Source organism: Kitasatospora herbaricolor (assembly GCF_030813695.1).
GTDB lineage: Bacteria > Actinomycetota > Actinomycetes > Streptomycetales > Streptomycetaceae > Kitasatospora > Kitasatospora herbaricolor.
The window spans coordinates 8,196,359-8,216,577 of sequence record NZ_JAUSVA010000002.1 but is presented as its reverse complement, the minus strand read 5'-3'; the positions used below and the strand labels follow the sequence as shown (position 1 = coordinate 8,216,577).

Sequence of the window (20,219 nt, the reverse complement as noted above, 5' to 3'; positions counted from 1 at the left end):
GGGCGGGCGCCGGGGCGGGCTCCCCGCCCCGCCCCGGGCGTGTGCCGGACACGGCGGGCGCGGGACTGCCAGGATGACGCCGTGGAGCGGACGCTGAGCGGACCGGAAGCCTCGGACGCGCTGAACGACACCGGCTGGCGCTACCTGCTGGACAGCCTGCGGACATCGGTCCCGGCCCGGTCACTGGCCGAGGGTGTCGAGCTGGCGGCCCGCGCGGCGACGGCCTGCGGCGAACACGCCGACGGGCACCTCCAGGCCGACGTCCGGCGCGGGCAGGTGCTGCTCACCCTGCAATCGCCGGCCGAGGCCGCGGTTACCACGCGCGACATCGATCTCGCCCACCGGATCTCCGCCGCCGTCCGGGCGGCCGGCTCGCGCACGGAACCCGGGGCCGAGTCGGAGGCCACGCGGACGGTCCAGCTCCTGGAGATCGCGATCGACGCGCTGGACCCCGCGGCGGTCCGGCCGTTCTGGAAGGCCGTGCTGGGCTACGCCGACGCGCCCGGGGCGAGCGGCCCCGCCGCCCCGCTGGCCGACCCGGTCGGACAGGGGCCGGCGCTCTGGTTCCAGCGGATGGACCGGGCCCGCCCGCAGCGCAACCGCCTCCACCTCGACATCTGCGTGCCGCACGACGAGGCACCCCGGCGGATCGAGGCCGCCCTGGCCGCCGGCGGCCGGCTGCTGTCCGCGACCCGGGGCGCCGGCGTTCTGGGTGCTCGCCGACGCCGAGGGCAACGAGGCCTGCGTCACCACCTGGCAGGGGCGGGACTGACGAGGCGCACCGCCGGTGGACGCGGTACCGGTGGTGCCGCCCCCGGCCGAGGTGCCGGAGCAGGGGGCGGGACCCCGGGTCGGCCCGGGCCTGCTCCGAGGGTGCCTGCACCGCGTCCGCGTCCGACAAGGTGACGACGCGCGGGTTCCCGTCGGCCGTAAAACCTTCGACCGACGGCCCGAGATCACCGGACTCCTCGGAAGGCCCGCTACTGCCGGCCGTCCGGCGCGGGACACCCGTCGGCCAGGTCGGCGGCGAGGTCGTCGCGCCAGCGTACCGACAGGCGCCGGCTCAGGACCGTGGCCGCAGCGGCCGGCAGCGGCAGCTCCACGAACTCCCGCAGGGCCCCGGCCGCGGAGTCCCGCACGACCCACGCGGCGAGGTCGGCCGCCGTCACCGGTGCCGGGCCCGGTTCGTTCCGGGCCGCCTCCAGCAGTCCCCGGGCCGCCCGGACCTCCGCCGCGAGCGTCCGCATCCGCAGGTCCAGGGCGCCGTCGGCGGAGAGATCCACCGGTTCGTCCCGGCGGATCCGCTCCAGCGCCTGCGCGATCTCCGGACAGGTGTCGATGCCGGACTCGGACGCCAACCGGGCGAGCTGCGCCGCCGTCGCGGAGCGCAGGCGCTGCGGCGGCGTCCGGTCGACGAGCCCGCCGAGGTCGAAGTCACGCACCGAGGGGACCGGGGTCCGCGTCGGCGGCACGTCGTCCAGGACCGGCAGCAGCAGTGCGCTCGCCGGCGGCTCGTCGCGGTCGGCCTCCGGATCCCACCTGATGCCGTGGTCCGTCGCCAGGGCGGCCAGCAGCAGGGCGTAAGGCGCCGTCGAGCCGGGCCAGGGCTCGACGCCGATCCGCTGCCACTGCTGACCCCCGCGCCCGGACACGGGCTGCCCGTCCGGCCCGGTCAGCCGGCCAAGGGGTGAAGGAAGGGATGTCCTCGTCGAAGTACCGGCCGACGCGCCCCTGGTGCGGGCCGGGACGGGTGACCAGGAAGAGCCCGTCGGAGGACTGCCATCCGATGCCCAGGGTGATCAGCAGCCGTTCGTGCGGCCCGTTCGCGTACTGGCCGCGTTCCTCCTCGTCGAGATCGGCTCCGCCCTCGCCCGCGTCCTCGCCCTCGCCCTCGCCCGCGTCCTCGTTCTCGGCGAGGCCCGCGCCGACGTTCCGCAGGAACTCGGTGCTCCGGACGATGTCATCGACGCCGGAAAGCGGCCCGTAGTATCCCAACGTCGGCGTTCCGTCCTGGAGCTGGACACCGTCGTGGCGCAGCAGCGAGTCCTTCAGGTCCGGCGGGAACTTCACGCCGAGGCGGAGTTCGGCAGCGGCGATGTCCGCCGGGAGTGCCGCCGGCCGGAGCAGCCGACGGCTCACGGCCGTGTGTCGTGCGAGCCAGGTCTCGATGCGGGTCCAGGACTCTTCGACGGTGAGCGTGGTCATGTCGGCACCCTGGACGCGCGCTCGGACACTCCCCCCGCCTGCCACAACGGCCGTCGACGACGGGCGGAACGGGCCGGACGCGTTCGCGCTCGACGCCGCTCGCCCTCGACACCGTTCGCCCTCGACACCGTTCGGGCCAGCCGCTCCGTGTCCGTTCCAGCACCACGGACACGGAGCGTTCACAGCGGGTCGGCCGGCCCGGACTAGCTGGGGAACGGCCAGACCGGGCACCACGGCGGAATGTACTGGCCGGGGTAGGGCGGGCCCCACGGCGGGCACGGGTAGGGGTTCGGGGCGGGCGGGGCGGAGGTCCATAGGACCTTGCCGTTCAGCTCGACCGCGATGGCGCCCTCGTTGTAGACGGTCAGTTCGGCACCGGGGTGGCCGCCGGTGCCGCTCCACCAGAGCGGGGTGCTGTCGGCGGCGTACACCACGAGGTTCCCGTCGCCCTGCATGGCCAGGATGTTGCCGTTGGGCATGGCGCCGCGGGCCACCCAGATCGGGGTGGTGTCGCGGTACAGCACGACGTTGCCGTCGCCCTGCATGGCCAGCTGGACACGGCCGTTCGGCGAGTACCAGGCCTGGTTCCGGTAGAGCACACTGTTCATCGGGATGCGGGTGGGCGCGGACGGCGCGGCGGCGGGGGCTTCGGCGACCATGGCGGCCGAAGGGGCGGGGGCGGCCTGGGCGGTGCCCGTGGTGAGGGCGCCGAGCCCGATCGCTGCGACGGCCGCCAGCGCGGCGGCCCGTGAGCGGATGCTGGACATGGGTGGGTATCGGATCCTTCCGGTGACAGCGGCCTGGTGAGGCCGCGTGTTTGACGACGCGTCACAGGGTGTCGGCGCGTCGACCGTCAGGCTATGCAGCTGCGGTAGGGGTCTACGGCAGATCGACCGGCAGCTTGGGTTCCGGCCCGCGCAGGGGGCCGAGGCGGCGGCCGGTCGGGTGGACCGACCGCCGGACCACGTCGACGCCGGCCCGGGAGTTGTCCCGGGCCGGCGTCGGCATGGTGAGGGCGGCCGGTCAGTCCGTGAGCCGCCCGGCGGCCTCGTCCTCGGACAGGGCGTCGATCTCGGCGATCAGCAGTGCCTCGATCCGGGCGGCCAGGGTGGCCGGGGTGGCGCTCTCGAAGACGTCGCGGATCGGGACGTCCAGGCCGATGGTGGCGCGGATCCGGGCCACCACCCTGGTCACCAGCAGGGAGTCCCCGCCGAGTTGGAAGAAGTCGTCGAGGGCGCCGACCTTGGCGACCCCGAGCACCTCCTGCCACAGCTCCACGACCAGCACCTCGGCGTCGGTCCGCGGTGCCAGGTACTCGCCGCCGAGCCCGCCGGCCGGGTCCGGCTCCGGCAGGGCGGCCAGGTCGGGCTTGCCGTTGGCGGTCAGCGGCAGCGCGTCCACCAGGACCAGCGCGTCCGGGACCATGAAGGCGGGCAGCCGGGCGGCCAGGTGCTCGCGCAGCGCGGCGGTCGCGGGTTCGGCGCCCTGCCGGGGCACGGCGTAGCCGATCAGCCGGCGCCCGTCGCGGACCACGACCACCGCGCGGGCCACCGCCGGGTGGGTGGTGAGGGCGTTCTCGATCTCGGCGGGCTCGATCCGGTAACCGCGGATCTTCACCTGGTCGTCGGCCCGGCCGAGGTAGTCCAGCCGGCCGTCGGTGCGCCAGCGGGCCCGGTCGCCGGTGCGGTACATCCGGGCGCCGGGGCCGGCGAACGGGTCGGGCCGGAAGTGCTCGGCGGTCAGCTCGGGGCGGGCCAGGTAGCCGCGGGCCAACCCGCTGCCGCCGAGGTGGAGTTCACCCTCCGAGCCGGGCGCCAGCAGTTGCCCGCGCCGGTCCAGGACGTAGCAGCGCACGCCGGGCAGCGGGCGGCCCAGCGGCGGGCGGCCGGCGGTGTCGGCGGCGCCCAGGTCGGCGCTGGTGACGATGACGGTGGCCTCGGTGGGGCCGTAGGTGTTGACCAGGCGCACCCGGTCGCCGTGCCGCTCGCGCCAGCGGGCGACGGCCTGCGCGGAGGCCTCCGAGCCGCCGAGGATGACCAGCCGCAGCGCGGCCGGCCACGGCGTCTGCTCACCCAGCGAGACCAGTTCGTGCCAGTAGGCGGTGGGCAGGTCCAGCACGGTGACCGTGCTGCCGTGCGGCGAGCGCAGCAGGTCGGGGAGCATCCGGCCGCCGCCCGGCAGCAGGACGCAGCAGGCGCCGGCGGTCAGGGCGGGCCAGATCTCCTCGGCGTGGGTGTCGAAGCCGATGGAGGCGAACTGGACGACCCGGTCGGAGGGTTGCAGGTGGTAGCCGTCGCCGGCCATCCAGTCGACGCGCTCGGCGAGCGCGCCGTGCTCGACCACCACGCCCTTGGGGGTGCCGGTGGAGCCGGAGGTGTAGAGGATGTACGCGACGCCGTCCGGGGCGGTGCCGGGGAGGGCCTCGGGCGCTGCTTCCCCGGCCGGCCACTCGGTCGGGACGACGAGGACGGGCAGGCCGAGGTCGGGGGTGTCGCCGCCGGTGAGCAGCAGGCTCGCGTCCGCCTCCCGGGTCATCAGCCGCTGGCGCTCCTCGGGGTGCGCCGGGTCGAGCGGGAGGTAGCCCGCGCCGGCCTTCCAGATCGCCAGCAGGGCGGTCACCAGGGCGAAGGAGGGTTCGATCCGGACGGCGACGGCGTGTCCCCGCCGGTCGCCGAGCCGCTGGGCCAGCAGGGTGGAGCGGCGGTCGAGTTCGGCGTAGTCGAGGGTTTCGCCGTCGTACTCCAGGGCGGGTGCGCCGGGCCGGGCGGCGACCTGGGCGGCGAAGCGTTCCAGGATCGGGCGGGCGGGGCCCGCGGCGGGGCCGGTGCCCTGGGCGAGCAGCGCCGCCCGCTCGTCCGGGTCGAGGAACCAGTCGCCGTGCAGCGGGAGTTCCGGGTCCTCGACGACCCTGCCCAGCAGCGAGGTGAAGCGGCCGGCCAGGGCCTGGACGGTGGAGTGCTCGAAGACGTCCAGGTCGTAGCAGAAGGAGAGGGTCAGGCCGCCGCCCTCGGTGCGCCAGCTGTCCAGCAGGAGTTCGGTCTTGGCGCGGGCGAAGCCGGAGTTCATCGGGGCCAGCCGGACGCCCGCGGGCCCGGGGCCGGCGCCGGCGGCGGTCAGGTCGTGCTGGCTCTGGTGCACGAACATGGTCTGGTAGAGCGCCGAGTGGCCCGGCAGGCTGGGCAGTTCGAGCTCGGTGGCCAGCCGCTCCTCGGGGATGTCCTGGTGGCTGAGCGCCGCCATGGTGGCGGAGCGGACCCGGCGCAGCACGGTCCGGAAGTCCGGCTCGCCGGTGAGGTCGGCCCGGACGACGGCGGTACGGCTGAAGTACCCGAGCAGGGCCTCGTGGGCGACCTCGTTGCGGCCGGCCAGCGGGGTGCCGACGGCGAAGTCCTCCTGGCCGGTCCAGCGGGCCAGCACGCTCTGGTGGACTGCGAGCAGCACCATGAACGGGGTGCAGCGCTGTTCGCGGGCGAGCCGGTCCAGGCCGGCGGTGAGTTCCGGCCCGAGTTCGACGTCGTGGAAGGCGGCGGGGTGGGTCCCGCCGGCGGGCCGGGGGCGGTCGGTGGGCAGGGTCAGCGCAGAGATGCCCTGCAGCCGCCCGTACCAGTAGCGGTAGGCCTCGTCGGGGTCCGCGGCGGCCGTCCTGGCCTGTTCGGCCCGCGCGAAGTCACCGTACTGGAGGGCGAGTTCGGGCAGATCCGCGGGCGCCTCGCCGATCTCCTCGCGGTAGAGGGCGAGCAGCTCGCGCCACATCGTGCCGGCCGACCAGCCGTCCGAGACGATGTGGTGCAGGACGACGACCACGGCGTGCTCACCGCCGCCCTTGGCGGTGAACAGCAGGGCGCGCAGCGGCGGGGCGGCGGCCAGGTCGAAGGGCGTGTTGACGTACGGGGCGGCGGCCTCGGTGAAGCGGCGCTCCAGGTCCTCGGCGGACTCCCCGGCCTCGGTGGGCAGTTCGCGGACGGCGAGGTCCACGGCGGCGGGCGGGCCGACCACCTGGACGGGCTCCTCGCCGCGCAGTTCGAACCGGGTGCGCAGGATGTCGTGCCGGGCGGTCAGCCGGGCCAGTGCGGCGCGCAGGGCGCCCTGGTCCAGCGGCCCGCTCCAGCGGTGCGCCAGGTACATGTTGAAGCCGGCGTCGTCCGGGTCCAGTTGCAGGAGGAACCAGAGCCGGCGCTGTTCGGCGGTCAGCGGGTGGGTCAGGGCGGGGCCGGCCGCCGGGTCAGGACCGGTCACGGGTCACCTCGTTCTTCGGGTCGGCCGCCGGGCCGGCGGTGCGGGCGGCGGTCGCGGCGCCGGGCGCGGCGCGCTTCGCGCGGGCTTGCAGGGTCTCCAGGCCAACCAGGTCGTCGGACTGGGCGTCGGGCACCTCGCGGTCGAACCGCGCCAGGACGGGGATGCAGAGGCAGACCAGCACGAGCACCGCCATGGCGAGGCCGAACAGCAGGTAGATCAGGCCGATGCCGCGGCCCTCGCCGGTGCCGATCACCCGGCCGACGGTGGAGGCGAGGGCGCCGCCGTCGTCCATCAGCGGCTGGGCCAGCCGGGGGCCGAAGGGCGCGACCACGGCGAAGCCGATCGGCAGGGTCGACCAGGCGACCATGGTGTTGACGGCGATCACCCGGCCGTGGAACCGCAGCGGCACCTTGGTCTGGATGATGGTGGCGTAGACGCCGTTGACCAGGGCCAGTCCGAAGGCCATGCCGAAGGCGCCGATCGCGACCACCGGCAGGCTCGGGCCGAGGCCGGTGACGAAGCAGGCCGCCGCCAGGCCGAGGGTGGCCAGCAGCACGCCGCGCAGCCGGTGGTGCCGGGGGCCGCCCCAGACCAGCAGGGTGAGGCCTCCGAGCACCGCGCCGAGGCCGCCGCCGGTGGCGACCCAGCCGGTGTCGTGCAGTTCGCCGAAGGAGAGCACCAGCGGGGTGGTGAGCAGGAAGAGCGGGGAGAGGAAGATGTTGAGGACCGCGAAGTAGAGCAGCATCGAGCGGAAGTGCCGGCTGCCGAGGGACCGTTGGAAGCCGGCCCGGATCTCGGCGGTGACCGACTCGCGGCGGGTCCAGGCCATCGCCTTGGGGAAGCGTACGGCGAGGGTGATGGCCGTGGCGGCGGTGTAGCTGAGCACGTCGATGCCGAGGATGCCGCCGAGGCCGATGCCGGCGAGCAGTCCGACGGCGAACAGCGGTACCAGGAACTGCGCGAAGCCGAAGGCCATCTGGACCACGCCGTTGGCCCGTCCGAGGAAGCGCTTGGGCACCAGCTGCGGGACGGCGGAGCCCCAGGCGAGGCGCTGGAAGGTGAGGGCGGTGGAGAGCACGCCGATGAGGACGTAGGCGTGCCAGACCTCCAGGCTCCCGGCCAGGTAGAGGACGAGCATCAGGGCCTGGGTGAGGCCGGCCGCGATGTCGCCGCCGATCATGATCTTGCGGCGGTCGCCCCGGTCGATCACGGCGCCGGCGACGGGTGCGGCCAGGATTCCGGGGACCAGGCCGCAGGCGGCGAGCAGTCCGAACTGGACCAGCGAGCCGGTCTGCAGGTAGATCCAGACCGGCAGGGCGAACTCGGTGAGCGCCGAGCCGATCATCGAGATCTGCTGGCCGGTGGCGACCGTGAGGAAGCGCCGCATGCTGGGGCGGATCACCTCGGCGCTCTGCTGCGGGGCGGCCAGCGGCGAGCGGGAGACGTCCTGCAGCCACCAGGTGTCGTCCTCACCGCGGCGGTGCTCGTCCTCGGTGCCGGCCGCGATCGAGCGGTGCACGGCGGTCAGGACGGTGGCCAGCTCCTCGGCCCGGTACTTGAGGTAGAAGTGCCCGGCCTCGTCCAGCACCACCACGGCGGCGGTGTCGGTGATCCGGTGCCACTCGCGGAACCGCTCCTGGTAGAACTCGGTGGCCGGGTCCCGGTCGCCGACGACGGAGATCACCGGCGCGCGCAGCCGGCCGCCACCCTCCTCGGCGAAGAGCCGGGTGAAGTAGCGCTCGGCCTCCTTGGTACCGACCCGCCGGTTGCGGACGATCAGCCGCAGCTGCTCGGGGTCCACCTCGTCCACGTCGAGTCCGGCGGCGGCGAGCGCGTTGACCATGCCCTGGTCGCTGCGCAGCTTCTCGGCCAGCTCGGCGAAGCGCTCGGCGACGGCGGAGCCGCGGCCCTTGGGGCGGGCGAACGGGTAGATGCCGCCCAGGTGCACGGCCTCCACCTCGCGGCCGGCCGCCTCCAGCCGGCGGGCGATCTCGACGGTGAGCATCACGCCGAGGCCGCAGTGCCCGTAGAGCACGATCCGGCCCTCGATGCCGTCCAGGATCTCCTGCGCGGTGTGCTCGGCGACCTCCTCGATCGGCATCGCCTGCTCGCCCAGCTCGTGGCCGGGGACCGCGATCGAGTGCAGCGCCCACTCCTCGGGCAGCGCGTCGGCGAGCGGCTTGTAGATCAGCGCGCTGCCGCCGCCGTAGGGGGCGCAGACGATGCTGGCGGTGGTGCGGCGCTGCGGGGTGAGGCGGTGCAGCAGCTTGCGCGGGCCCCGGTCGGTCCGCGGGGCGGAGACCAGGGCGGCCAGGGCCCGTACGGTGGAGTGCTGGAAGAGGTCCATCACCCCGATCGGGGTGGGGAGTTCGGGGTAGGCGCGACGCATCCGGGCGACCACCTGGGTGGCCAGCAGCGAGTGGCCGCCGAGTTCGAAGAAGTCGTCCAGGGCACCGATCCGGGGGGCTTCGAGCAGCTCCGCCCACATCGCGGCGACGAACTCCTCGACCTCCCCGGTGGGCTCCTGCCACTCGGCCGAGGAGGCGCCGGCCCCCTCCTCGGGCGCGGGCAGCGCCTTGCGGTCGACCTTGCCGTGGGCCTGCAGGGGCAGGCGGTCCAGCACGACGAACCGGGCCGGGATCATGTAGTCCGGCAGGACGTCCAGCAGTGCGGCGCGCAGCTCGCCGGTGCCCGGCGCGGCGGCCGGCTCCGGGTGCTCCAGGTAGGCGACGAGGGTCTGCTTGACGCCCTCGCCCCGGGCGACCACCACGGCCTGGGTGACGCCGGGCAGCGCGGTCAGCGCCGCCTCGATCTCGCCGGGCTCCACCCGGTACCCGCGGACCTTGATCTGGTGGTCGCCGCGGCCGAGGAAGTCCAGGGTCCCGTCGGCGCGCCAGCGCGCGAGGTCGCCGGTGCGGTACATCCGCGCGCCGGGGGCGGCGAACGGGTCCTCCAGGAAGCGCTCGGCGGTGAGGTCGTCCCGGCCGAGGTAGCCCCGGGCCAGCCGCTCGCCGCCGAGGTACAGCTCGCCGGTGACGCCCGGCGGGACGGGTCTGCGGTGCTCGTCCAGCACGTAGCAGCGGGCGCCGGCAAGCGGGCGGCCGATCGGGGTGCTGCCGGTGACCTCGGTGCCGTCGGCGGGCGGCACCTCGTGCACGGTGACGCCGACGGTGGCCTCGGTGGGCCCGTAGTGGTTGAAGACGGCGCAGACGCCGAGCGCGGCGAGTTCGCGTGCCCAGGCGTACGCACTGGCCTCGCCGCCCAGTACCAGGGCGCGGCGCGGCAGCAGCTGCCGGGCCTCGACGTCGGCCGTCAGCGCGGCCAGGTGCGAGGGGGTCATCTTGAGGTAGTCGATGCCCAGCGTCTCGATCCGCTCGGCCAGTTCGACGCCGGCGATCCGGCGCGGCAGCAGGTGGACCCGCCCGCCGGTGGCCAGCGCCAGGTAGAGCATGGTGATGCTGAAGTCGAAGGACAGCGACTGCAGCAGCCCGTAGCTCGCGCCCGGCACGATGCCGAGCCGGTCGCCCGCGCCCGCCAGGTAGTTGAGGATCTCGCGGTGCTGGACGGCGACGCCCTTCGGGGTGCCGGTCGAGCCGGAGGTGTAGATCACGTAGGCGAGGTCGTCCGGTCCGGAGAGCTCCGGCAGGGGCGAGCCGTCCCCGTCCCCGGGCTCGGTGTCGACCAGGACGGCGGCGCCGGCGAACCGCGGCAGCCGGCCGCGCAGGCCGGTGTCGGTGATCAGCACCGGTGCGCCGGCGTCGGCCACCAGGGCGTCCAGCCGGGCGGCGGGGGCCTCCGGGTCGAGCGGCAGGTAGCACCCGCCGGCCTTGAGCACCGCCACCAGGGCGACCGCCAGTTCCGGCGACTGCTCCAGGCAGACCGCGACCCGGGTGTCAGGACCGACCCCGAGCCCGCGCAGCCGCCGGGCCAGCCGGTTGGCCCGCAGGTCGAGTTCGCCGTAGGAGAGCGTGCGGTCCTCGAAGACCAGCGCCGGGGCCTCCGGGGCGGCCGCCACGCTGCGGGCGATCAGTTCGGTGAGGGTGGCGGGGCCGTCGGCGGGCAGCTCCGGGCCGGCGGCCCAGCTGCCGAGGACGGCGGCGGACTCGGCCTCCGTCAGCAGCGGCAGGCGGGAGACCGGCAGGTCGGGGTCGGCGAGCGCGGCCGACACCAGCACCTCGAAGCGGTCGGCCAGCCGGGCGATGGTGTCCGCGTCGAAGAGGTCGGTGCGGTAGGTGAGGACGCCGAGCAGGCCGTCCTCCAGCTCGTTCATGTAGAGCGCGAGGTCGAAGTGGGTGGTGGTGCTCTCGTAGCCGAAGCCCTCGTTGCCGAGCGGCATGGCGGGGCTGCCGGGGGCGGCGCGGTCGCCGTAGTTCTGGAAGGCGAAGGTGGTCTGGAAGACGGCGGAGCGGCTGACGTCCCGCTCGACGGCGAGGTCGGTGACCATCTGCTCGAACGGCACCTCCTGGTGGGAGTACGCGTCCAGGGTGGTCTCGCGGACCCGGCTGACCAGCCGGCCGAAGGTCAGCTCCGGTTCGAGGGCGGCGCGGATCGGCAGCATGTTGACGAACGGGCCGACCACGTCCTCCAGTTCGCGGTGCAGGCGGCCCGCCACCGGCGAGCCGATCGCGAAGTCCGACTGCCCGCTGTGCCGGGACAGCAGGGCCTGGAAGGCGGCCATCACCACCATGTACCGGGAGGCGCCGTAGGCGCGCGACAGCTCCCCGATCCGGTCGGACACCCCGGCGCTCCAGCGGAAGCGGTGCACCGCGCCCTCGAAGGTGAGCACCGGCGGGCGCGGCCGGTCGGCGGGCAGCTCCAGCGCCGGGACGCCGTCCAGTTCCTCGCGCCAGTACGCGCGGGAGGCGGTCAGCGAGCCGTCGGCCAGCCGGGCCCGCTGCCAGCGGGCGTAGTCGCCGAACTGGACCTCCGGCTCGGGGAGGGCCTCGCCGGTGCCGTCGGCGTGGCGGGCGTAGAGGGCGGACAGCTCGCGGTTGAGGATGTCCACCGACCAGCCGTCGCAGGCTATGTGGTGCATCACCAGGGCGAGGACGTGGTCCTCGTCGGCGATCCGGACCAGCAGGGCGCGCAGCAGCGGGCCGGTGGCGAGGTCGAAGGGCTCGGCGACGGCCCGCTGGATGGCGGCGGCGGCACGGCGCTCCGGGTCCGGCTCCGGGTCGCCGGCCTCGGCCGCGGAGACGTCCAGGAAGCGGGCCGGGAAGGGCCCCGGCTCGGCGACGGTGACTTCGGCGATGCCGTCGTCGTTGGTGGGGAAGGCCATCCGCAGACCCTCGTGCCGGGCCACCAGGTCGGCCAGTGAGGCGTCCAGCGCGGCCCGGTCCAGCGGCCCCCGCAGCCGGCGGGCCGGGGCCAGCGCGTACGCCGTGCTGCCGGGCGCGAACTGCTCCATGAACCAGAGCCGCTCCTGCCCGCTGGAGAGCGGCGGCGTGGCGCCGGCAGGGCGGCGTCCGACGGTCCGCGCCGGTGCGGCCGCGCCCTTCAGTCGCTGGGCGAGCAGGGCCCGCTTGGTGGCGGACCAGTCTGCCGGGAGGTCCTGCGTATCACTCATCGGTTTCCTGTTCGGGACGCGCGGAGGGGAGGCGGATGGGGTGCGCGGCGAGGGGCGCTCGGCACCGGTGGGTGTCGGACGGTGCGGCCGGTGCCGGGCCCGGGCGGCCGTGGGCCCGGGCGGCCGTGGGCCGGGGAGATCGAGGGCCAGGGAGGTCGAGGGCCGGGGCGCCGGGGCCGGCCCGGTGGCGGGCCGGGGCCCCGGCGGGCGGTCAGAGCCGCTCGCGGACGGCGTCGGCGATCCCGGCCACCGTCGGGGTGTCGAAGAAGATGTCGAAGTCGACCTCGACCCCGAGTGCCTGCCGGATCCGGGCGCTGATCTGGATGATCGTCAAGGAGTGCCCGCCGAGGTCGAACAGGTCGTCCTCCGGGCCGACTTCGGGCAGGCCCAGCACCTCGGCCCAGATCCCGCACAACTGCTCCTGGAGCTCGTCCGCCGGAGCCGGCCGGCCCTGCGGGGCGGCGGGCGCCTCCGGGGGCGGCTCGGGCAGGGCCCGGCGGTCGAGCTTGCCGTTCGGGGTGAGCGGCATCGCGGGCAGCGGGACGAACACCTGCGGCACCATGGCGGCGGGCAGGGTGCCCAGCAGGTGCTCGCGCAGTTCGGCGGCGGTCGGGCCGGGGGCACCGGTGGTCACCAGGTAGCCGGCCAGCCGGGGTTCGCCCGCCTGGTCCGGGCGGACCGCGACCGCGGCCTCGGCGACGGCCGGGTGCTCCAGCAACCGGGCCTCGATCTCGCCGAGTTCGATCCGGTGGCCGCGGATCTTCACCTGGTTGTCGGCGCGGCCGAGGAAGTCCAGCTCGCCGTCGGGCGTCCAGGCCGCGAGGTCGCCGGTGCGGTAGCGGCGGGCGCCGGGCGGGCCGTACGGGTCCTCGACGAAGCGCTCGGCGGTCAGCTCCGGGCGGCCCAGGTAGCCTTCGGCGACGCCGTCCCCGCCGAGCAGCAGCTCGCCGGGCACGCCGATCGGCACCGGCCGCAGGGCGGAGTCCACCACCTGGGCGCGGGTGTTGGCGATCGGGCGGCCGATGGTGACGCCGGTCGGGCCGGCCGGGATCTCCGCGCAGGTGGACCAGATCGTCGTCTCGGTCGGCCCGTAGACGTTGAACAGCCGGCCCACCACCGCCCGCAGCTCCCTGGCCAGCGGCAGCGGCAGCGCCTCACCGCCCGCCAGGGCGACCAGACCGGTGCGCTCCGGGCCCGCCGACAGCAGGACCCGCCAGCCGGAGGGGGTGGCCTGCGCGTGGGTGACGCCCTCGCGCCGGATCAGGTCGAGCAGCCCCGCGCCGTCCACCGCCAGCCCGTCGGTCGCCAGGACGAGCCGGCCGCCGGTGATCAGGGGGAGGTAGATCTCCAGTGCGGAGATGTCGAAGGAGAGCGAGGTCAGGCCGAGCCAGACGTCCTGCGGCCCGGATTCCAGCCGGCCCGCGAAGGAGTGGAGCAGGTTGACCAGCGCGCGGTGCCCGACCGCGACGCCCTTGGGCCGGCCGGTGGAGCCGGAGGTGTACAGCACGTACGCGGTGTCCGCCGGGCCCGCCGCCGGGGCGGCCGGGTCGGTGCCCGCGGCGGCACCGGCCGCCAGGGCGGCGTCCAGCCGGACCACGGCGGGCGCGACGGCGGCGAGGGCGGGCGCCGGGTCCTGGTCGGCGAGCAGCAGCGCGGCGCCGGAGTCCGCCAGGATCGCGGCCAGGCGCGGCTGCGGGTAGCCCGGGTCCAGCGGCAGGTAGGCGGCGCCGGTGGCGAGCACCGCGAGCAGGGCCACGGGCAGGTCGCCGGTGCGGTGCAGATGGAGGGCGACCAGGGTGCCGGGGCCGGCCCCGGCGGCGCGCAGGCCCGCGGCCAGCTGATCGGTGCGGCGGGTCAGCTCGCGGTAGCTGACCCGCTCGGGGCCGGCGCTGACAGCGACGGCGTCGGGGGTGGTGGCGGCCCGCTCACGGACCAGGTCCAGCACGGTGCGGTCGGCGGGGTAGGGCTGCTCGGTGGCGTTGAACGCCTCGGTGACCAGCCGGTGCTCCTCGGCGTCCAGCAGCGGCAGGTCGCCGAGCGGGGCCCGCGGGGCGGCGACGGCGCCGGCCAGCAGGGTGGCGTAGTGGCGGGCGATCCGCCGGGCGGCGTCCGGGGCGAGCACCGCGGGGTCGTGCTGGAGGGAGAAGCCGGTGCCGTCGGGCGCGTCGACGACCTGGAGGTTGAGGGTGTTGCGGGCGGTGCCGTTGAACACCGCCCAGTCCACCCGGGCCGTGGTCCCGGCGAAGTGCGCCTGCGGCCCGCGCCGGCGGTAGCCGAAGGAGACGGGCGCCAGCCCGACCCGCGGGCTCAGCGCGCCGACCGCCGCGCCGAACGGCACGCCGCGGAAGGGGTAGCCGCCGCGCAGCTCGGCCCGGACGGCCCGGGCCCAGTCGTCGAAGCCGATCGCGCCGGCCGGGTCGGTGTCACTGCCGGCGCCGTCGAGGACGGGGGCGTGCACGGGCAACTCGTTGACGAACAGGCCGATTTCGCCGGCCTGACCGGCGGTCCGGGTCGACAGCGGGACGGAGACCGGCACGGCCTCACCCCCGTAGCGGCGCAGCAGCCCGTGCAGGGCGGCGAGCAGGAACTCGAACACCGTCACGCCGCTCCGGGCCGCCGCGTCGGCCAGGGCCTCGCGGGCGGCCGCGTCCAGCGCCCAGGTGACGCTCTCGCCGGGGCCGGCTGCGGTGGTGGCGCGGGCGCCGCCGGGCAGCACCGGCTCGGTGGCGGCCGCCCAGCGCGGGCCGAACCACTCCGCCGCCCGGCGGACCGTCTCCGGGTCGGGGGCCGGTGCGGCGACGACCGGAGGACCGGCCGGGGCCTGGGGACGCTGGTGGACGGCACCGGGCAACGCGGCGGCGTAACCGGCGGCCAGGTCGTTGACCAGGATCTCCTTCGAGGCGCCGTCGAACACGGCGTGGTGGGCCACGGCCAGCAGTTCGGCCCGGCCGTCCGGCCGCAGGTAGAGCGTGAACCGGGCCGTCGGGCCGGTGCCGAGGGTGAACGGACGCGCGGCGTCCTGTTCCACCCGCTTCTCGAAGTCGGCCGCGGAGTCCAGCCCGGCGTCGACCCGCTGGAGCGTGGGCCGCCGCCCGGCCGGCACCACCAGGACCTCGCCCTGCTGCTCCACCAGGGCCGCGGCGAGCAGCGGATGCCGGTCCACCAGCGCCGTGACGGCCTGCTCCAGGGCGTCCGGGTCGACCGCGTCGAAGGCGATCCGCACCGGCAGGTGGTAGGCCTCGTGGGCGGCGAGCAGCCGCTCGGTCAACCAGACGCCCTGCTGGGCCGGGCCGGCCGGGATCGCGCTGCGGTCAGGGAGCTGTTCGGGCATGAGCGACTCACTTTGACGGTCGGGCTGCGGGAGCGCGTGCCCGATGACGGTTCGGGCCGGGTCCGGGGCGTTGAAGGGGGCGATCGGACGAGGTCCGCACGGCCCACAGGGGTGGCCGTCGGCTCGGCGGCCCGGAGCGGGCGCCGGTGCGGCGCACCCCCACTGCTGAGCCCCCGACGGACCCGGGCTCCTTCCGTGGAAGACCTCTGGTCCAGACCTTCCGAGAGATTGGCATAGACCAAATGGCCAGTCAAGGACTGTCCGTCATCTCTTGACGACACGTCATTCACTTTGCTGTACAGCAACAATGACTACAGGCCACCCGACCGGCCGCCCGAACGACGGATCGTCCCCGAACGCCCTCGGACCCCAGCCGCCCGCGAAGGGAGCACCGGGAACATCCGCCGACGCACCCGCCGGGAACCCCGGCGAGGGCACGCACCGGCACGAAGCCGCCCCGCGCACGGTGCACCCACCGCCCGGGCACCGGCCGCCCACCCGGCACACACCCGCTCTCCGCAGGCCCGGAGCAGGCCCGCGAGCAGGCCCGGAGCAGGCCCGCGACCGGCCCGGGAGCGGCGTGCATCGGAGGGCCTGCCCACATGACCGGGGTTCGGTTCCGGACCTGACGGATCGCCGGCCGCCGCTCGGGGAGATCTCCGCCCGATCCCCGCAGAAGACGGACTTGACGGCCGCTCGGGGCCCACAGGCCCGGCCCCGCTGCTCCTGCCTTCCCGTCACTTCTCGGCCCTCGCGCGACGGCGCCCCCGGAGCCGGCGACGAGTGCCGATCATTGCGGCACATTGCGGCGGCGACAGCGGCACCGCCGCCGCCCACCTGGTCAGCAACGCGACCGCACCCGCGAACGTCCGCGCCGAGGCGGACCTGCGGGTCACCGCCGGCGGCGCCGCGGGCCTGACCCTCGCGTACACCGGGCCCGGCGACCGGGTCACCGCCTGGATCGACCGCGCGCGCAACGCCCTCGTCACCGAGGCGATCGTCGGCGGTGTCTCCTCGGGTGAGCAGATCACCGCCCTGCCGAGCGGCTTCACCTGGAACACCTGGCACAGCGTCACGGCCGAACTCCGCGGCACCGCAATGACGGTGGAGGTCAGCCACGACCGCCTCCACGACCCGGTCGCCGTCCAGACCCGGACGCTCCCCACCGGCGCGGCCCACGGCGGCTCGGTCGGCCTGTCCGCCAAGGGCGCCGGCGCGGCCGGCGACAACGCCACCGCCACCGCGCTGTACAACCCCGTCACCACGCGGGTCGCCGACCCGACGCCCGGTGCCCTGCTGCCCGCGTACAGCGACGAGTTCGACAGCACGGCGGTGCCCGGCACCACGGCGGGCTCGCCGTGGAGCTGGGTCCGCGGCCCGGCCGCCGGTGTCACGGCCGGCTCCGGCTCCCTCAGCTGGCCCACCCAGGACGCCGAGCTCCACCTGGGCACCAACACCGCCTCGGTCCTGCAACGCCCGGCGCCCTCGGGCGACTTCACCGTAGAGACGAAGATGCTCTTCGCGCCGGGGCAGAGCGCGCAGCAGGCCGGTCTCGTCCTGTACGAGAACGACGACCGGTGGTTCAAGCTCGTCCACTCCGTGCTGCCGCTGAACAACGGCAACGGCGCCCTGCTGCACGTCACCGAGTTCGGCAAGGAGGGCGAGCGTCCGACCACCACCCCGCCGACCGCCGTCGCCAACGCCCCGATGTTCGGCGGGCCCGCCGCCGACACCCTCTGGCTGCGGCTGGTCCACCACACCGACACCGGGCACAACGAGCACGAGGTGCGGGCCGTCACCAGTCGCGACGGCGTCACCTGGTCGTACGCCGGTGTCTGGACCCTGCCGGTCGGGGGCGCGCTGAAGATCGGCCTCGTCTCGATGAACAAGTCCGGCGCCACCGCCCGGTTCGAGTACCTGCGGACCTACGCCGGCTGATCCCGCCCCGAGCAGCCCCTCCGTCCGGTGGCCGTCCCCTGCGGGCGGCCCCCGGACGGACGCCGTCGTACCGGGGGCCGCCCGCCGCGGTCCGCCACGACGCCGCCCGGCGCGGTGACGCACCGCGCCCGGCCGTCAGCCGGACAGCTCCACGGTGCTGCGGGTCCCGCTGTCGTAGCTGCGGGCGGCGTCGAAGGTGCCGGCGGGCCGGCACGGCACCGGCAGTGCGGCGTGGGCGAGCGCCAGGCCGCGTGCGTCCAGCGGCCGGGTGAGGCTCAGGTGCGGCCGCCAGCGTCCGGGCACGAGCCACGGGTGCGGACCGGGGGCTCCGTCGAGAAGGTCCCAGACCTCGCCGTGGAGGGCGAGCAGCTCCACCGTCGGATCGACCTCCAGGGCGAGGACGTGCCGCCCACGGGCCGCCCGGAGGACGACCGGCCCCGTCGACCGGGCCGGCAGCGGCAGCGTGCGCCGCAGCAGGGCCGCGACATCCGCCAGGACCGCCGCGGGCACCGCCTCGCACGCGGCCACCGTCAGGTGCGGCCGGTTGGTCGGGTGCGGGTGCGAGGCCAGGCCGGGTACGCCCGCGTCGGCCAGCCGGCGCCACACGCGCCGCACCTCGGCGTCGAGGTCCGGCACGCAGGTCAGCTCGACGGTCCGCACCCTGCCACGGTACGGCGTCCGGGTCCGCCCGACCCGGCGGCGGCGGACGGCCCCGCGACCCGCACGGGCCGGCGGCGGGCTCCCGGGGCGCGCCCTACGTCCCCAGCACCCGCGCCAGGTCGTACGAGACCGGCTCCTCCAGTTGCTCGTACGTGCAGCTCTCCGGGGTCCGGTCCGGGCGCCAGCGGCGGAACTGCGCGGTGTGCCGGAACCGGGTGCCCTCCATGTGGTCGTACGCCACCTCGCAGACCCGCTCCGGGCGCAGTGCCACCCAGGAGAGGTCCTTGCCGCCCGTCCAGCGGCTCTGCGCGCCGGGCAGCCGCCCGCTCGCCTGGGCCTCCTCGTCGGCCCAGGCGCCCCAGGGGTGCCCGGCCGCGGCGTCCATCCGCAGCGGGGCCAGCTCCTCGACCAGCTCGCGGCGGCGGGCCGCGGTGAAGGCCGCGCAGACACCCACGTGCTGCAGCCGCCCGTCGGCGTCGTACAGGCCGAGCAGCAGCGAGCCGACCACCGGACCGCTCTTGTGCTCGCGGTAGCCCGCCACCACGCAGTCGGCGGTCCGCCCGTGCTTGACCTTGAACATCGTCCGGTCGCCGGGCCGGTAGGGCTGGTCCAGCGGCTTGGCCACCACGCCGTCCAGTCCGGCGCCCTCGAACTGCGCGAACCAGGTGCCGGCCAGCTCGCGGTCGGTGGTGGCCGGGGCGGTGAAGACCGGGTCGGCGGCGTTCCGCAACGCCTCCACCAGGGCCGGCCGGCGCGAGGACAGCGGTTCGTCCAGCAGCGAGCCGTCCCCCAGCGCCAGCAGGTCGAAGCCGACGAAGGAGGCCGGGGTCCGCTCGGCGAGGGTCCGCACCCGGGAGGCCGCCGGGTGGATCCGCTCCAGCAGTTCCTCGAACCGCAGCCGCCCCTCGCGCGCGATCACGATCTCGCCGTCCACCACGCAGCGCGGCGGCAGCGCCTCCCGGAAGGCGGTCACCAGCTCGGGGAAGTACCGGGTCAGCGGCTTGCCCGTCCGGCTGCCGATCTCCACCTCGTCACCGTCCCGGAAGACGATCGCGCGGAAGCCGTCCCACTTGGCCTCGTACTGCATCCCGGGCGGGATCTCGGGCACCGACTTGGCGAGCATCGGCGCGACCGGCGGCATCACAGGCAGGTCCATGTCTCCGATGGTGCCGCCGCCCGACCCGGCCCGCACGGGGACGGCCGCGCTCCGGGCGCGCGCCCCGGCCCCTCCGCCTAGCGTGGTCGGTATGGCTGGAGCTGTGGAGCTGGACGTCGCCGGGCGCACCGTACGGCTGTCGAACCCGGACAAGGTGTACTTCCCCGAGCGCGGGTACACCAAGCTGGACGTGGCGCAGTACTACCTGGCGGTCGCCGAAGGGGTGCTGCGGGGCCTGCGCGAGCGGCCGACCACGCTGCAGCGGTTCCCGGACGGGGTGGACGGCGAGTTCTTCTACCAGAAGCGGGCGCCCAAGGGCCTGCCCGACTGGCTGCCGACCGCGACGATCAACTTCCCCAGCGGCCGTTCGGCGGACGAGATCTGCCCGACCGAGCCGGCCGCCGTGCTGTGGGCCGCCAACCTGGGCTGCCTGACCTTCCACCCCTGGCCGGTGCGCCGGGCCGACACCGAGCACCCCGACGAGCTGCGGATCGACCTCGACCCGCAGCCCGGGACCGACTTCCACGACGCCGTCCGGGCCGCCCACGAGCTGCGCGCGCTGCTGGACGGGTACGGGCTGCAGGGCTGGCCGAAGACCTCCGGCGGGCGCGGCCTGCACGTCTACGTCCCGGTGGAACCGCGCTGGACCTTCACCGACTGCCGGCACGCCGTGATCGCGCTCGGCCGGGCCCTGGAGCAGCGGATGCCCGGCCAGGTCACCACCGCCTGGTGGAAGGAGGAGCGCGGCGAGAAGATCTTCGTCGACTACAACCAGATGGCCCGCGACCGCACCATCGCCTCGGCGTACTCGCTGCGCGCCCGGCCCGGCGCCACCGCCTCCACGCCGCTGCGCTGGGAGGAGCTGGACGACGCCTCGCCCGAGGACTTCGACCTGCGGACGGTACCGGCCCGGTTCGCCGAGGTCGGCGACCTGCAGGCCGGGATGGACGGCCGGGCCTTCGGGCTGGAGCCGCTGCTGGAGCTGTACGAACGGCAGGCGAAGGACGAGGGGATGGGCGAGCTGCCCTACCCGCCGGACCACCCCAAGGCGGCCGGCGAGCCGACCCGGGTCCAGCCCAGCCGGGCCCGCAAGCACTGACCGGGCCGGTCCGGGCCCGTCGGGGCAG

General features: G+C 75.5%; 11 protein-coding genes. 3 read left to right on the top strand and 8 right to left on the bottom strand.

From position 1 onward, the window contains the following. Window positions 1-81 precede the first annotated feature (81 nt). Window positions 82-906 (top strand): 4a-hydroxytetrahydrobiopterin dehydratase family protein, encoded by an 825-nt coding sequence (locus J2S46_RS35600; RefSeq protein WP_229913052.1) that lies wholly within the window; start codon window positions 82-84, stop codon window positions 904-906. 74 nt (window positions 907-980) lie between these two features. Here J2S46_RS35600 and J2S46_RS35595 read toward each other — a convergent pair whose 3' ends face one another. From J2S46_RS35595 to J2S46_RS35570, 6 genes are all read right to left on the bottom strand, one after another. After that, window positions 981-1,442, bottom strand: a complete 462-nt coding sequence (locus tag J2S46_RS35595; protein WP_229913053.1) for a hypothetical protein — start codon at window positions 1,440-1,442, stop codon at window positions 981-983. Further along, a complete protein-coding gene (locus J2S46_RS35590) occupies window positions 1,435-2,205 on the bottom strand; it encodes an SMI1/KNR4 family protein (RefSeq protein ID WP_229913054.1) in 771 nt (256 codons plus the stop codon). Before J2S46_RS35590 ends, J2S46_RS35595 begins: the two co-directional genes overlap by 8 nt. A 203-nt stretch (window positions 2,206-2,408) precedes the next feature. Continuing rightward, window positions 2,409-2,972: a hypothetical protein gene (locus J2S46_RS35585; RefSeq protein WP_191292179.1), complete on the bottom strand. Its 564-nt coding sequence runs from the start codon at window positions 2,970-2,972 to the stop codon at window positions 2,409-2,411. A gap of 256 nt (window positions 2,973-3,228) precedes the next feature. Next, complete coding sequence (locus J2S46_RS35580; RefSeq protein WP_191292180.1) at window positions 3,229-6,441, bottom strand: non-ribosomal peptide synthetase; 3,213 nt, start codon at window positions 6,439-6,441, stop codon at window positions 3,229-3,231. Beyond that, on the bottom strand, window positions 6,428-12,007 hold the full coding sequence (locus tag J2S46_RS35575; protein WP_191292181.1) for a non-ribosomal peptide synthetase/MFS transporter: 5,580 nt from the start codon (window positions 12,005-12,007) through the stop codon (window positions 6,428-6,430). Before J2S46_RS35575 ends, J2S46_RS35580 begins: the two co-directional genes overlap by 14 nt. A gap of 211 nt (window positions 12,008-12,218) precedes the next feature. After that, window positions 12,219-15,338 (bottom strand): non-ribosomal peptide synthetase, encoded by a 3,120-nt coding sequence (locus J2S46_RS35570; RefSeq protein ID WP_191292182.1) that lies wholly within the window; start codon window positions 15,336-15,338, stop codon window positions 12,219-12,221. A gap of 783 nt (window positions 15,339-16,121) precedes the next feature. Here J2S46_RS35570 and J2S46_RS35565 point away from each other — a divergent pair. After that, on the top strand, window positions 16,122-17,276 hold the full coding sequence (locus tag J2S46_RS35565; protein ID WP_229913055.1) for a beta-xylosidase family glycoside hydrolase: 1,155 nt from the start codon (window positions 16,122-16,124) through the stop codon (window positions 17,274-17,276). A gap of 135 nt (window positions 17,277-17,411) precedes the next feature. Here the strand turns inward: J2S46_RS35565 and J2S46_RS35560 are convergent, their stop codons facing one another. Both J2S46_RS35560 and J2S46_RS35555 read right to left on the bottom strand, forming a co-directional pair. Next, a complete protein-coding gene (locus tag J2S46_RS35560; RefSeq protein ID WP_191292183.1) occupies window positions 17,412-17,936 on the bottom strand; it encodes a 2'-5' RNA ligase family protein in 525 nt (174 codons plus the stop codon). 94 nt (window positions 17,937-18,030) lie between these two features. Then, complete coding sequence (locus J2S46_RS35555; RefSeq protein WP_191292184.1) at window positions 18,031-19,092, bottom strand: ATP-dependent DNA ligase; 1,062 nt, start codon at window positions 19,090-19,092, stop codon at window positions 18,031-18,033. A gap of 91 nt (window positions 19,093-19,183) precedes the next feature. Between J2S46_RS35555 and ligD the strand changes: the two genes are divergently transcribed. Next, window positions 19,184-20,191, top strand: coding sequence for a non-homologous end-joining DNA ligase (ligD, locus tag J2S46_RS35550; RefSeq protein ID WP_191292185.1), 1,008 nt, complete (start codon window positions 19,184-19,186; stop codon window positions 20,189-20,191). Window positions 20,192-20,219: the final 28 nt, after the last annotated feature.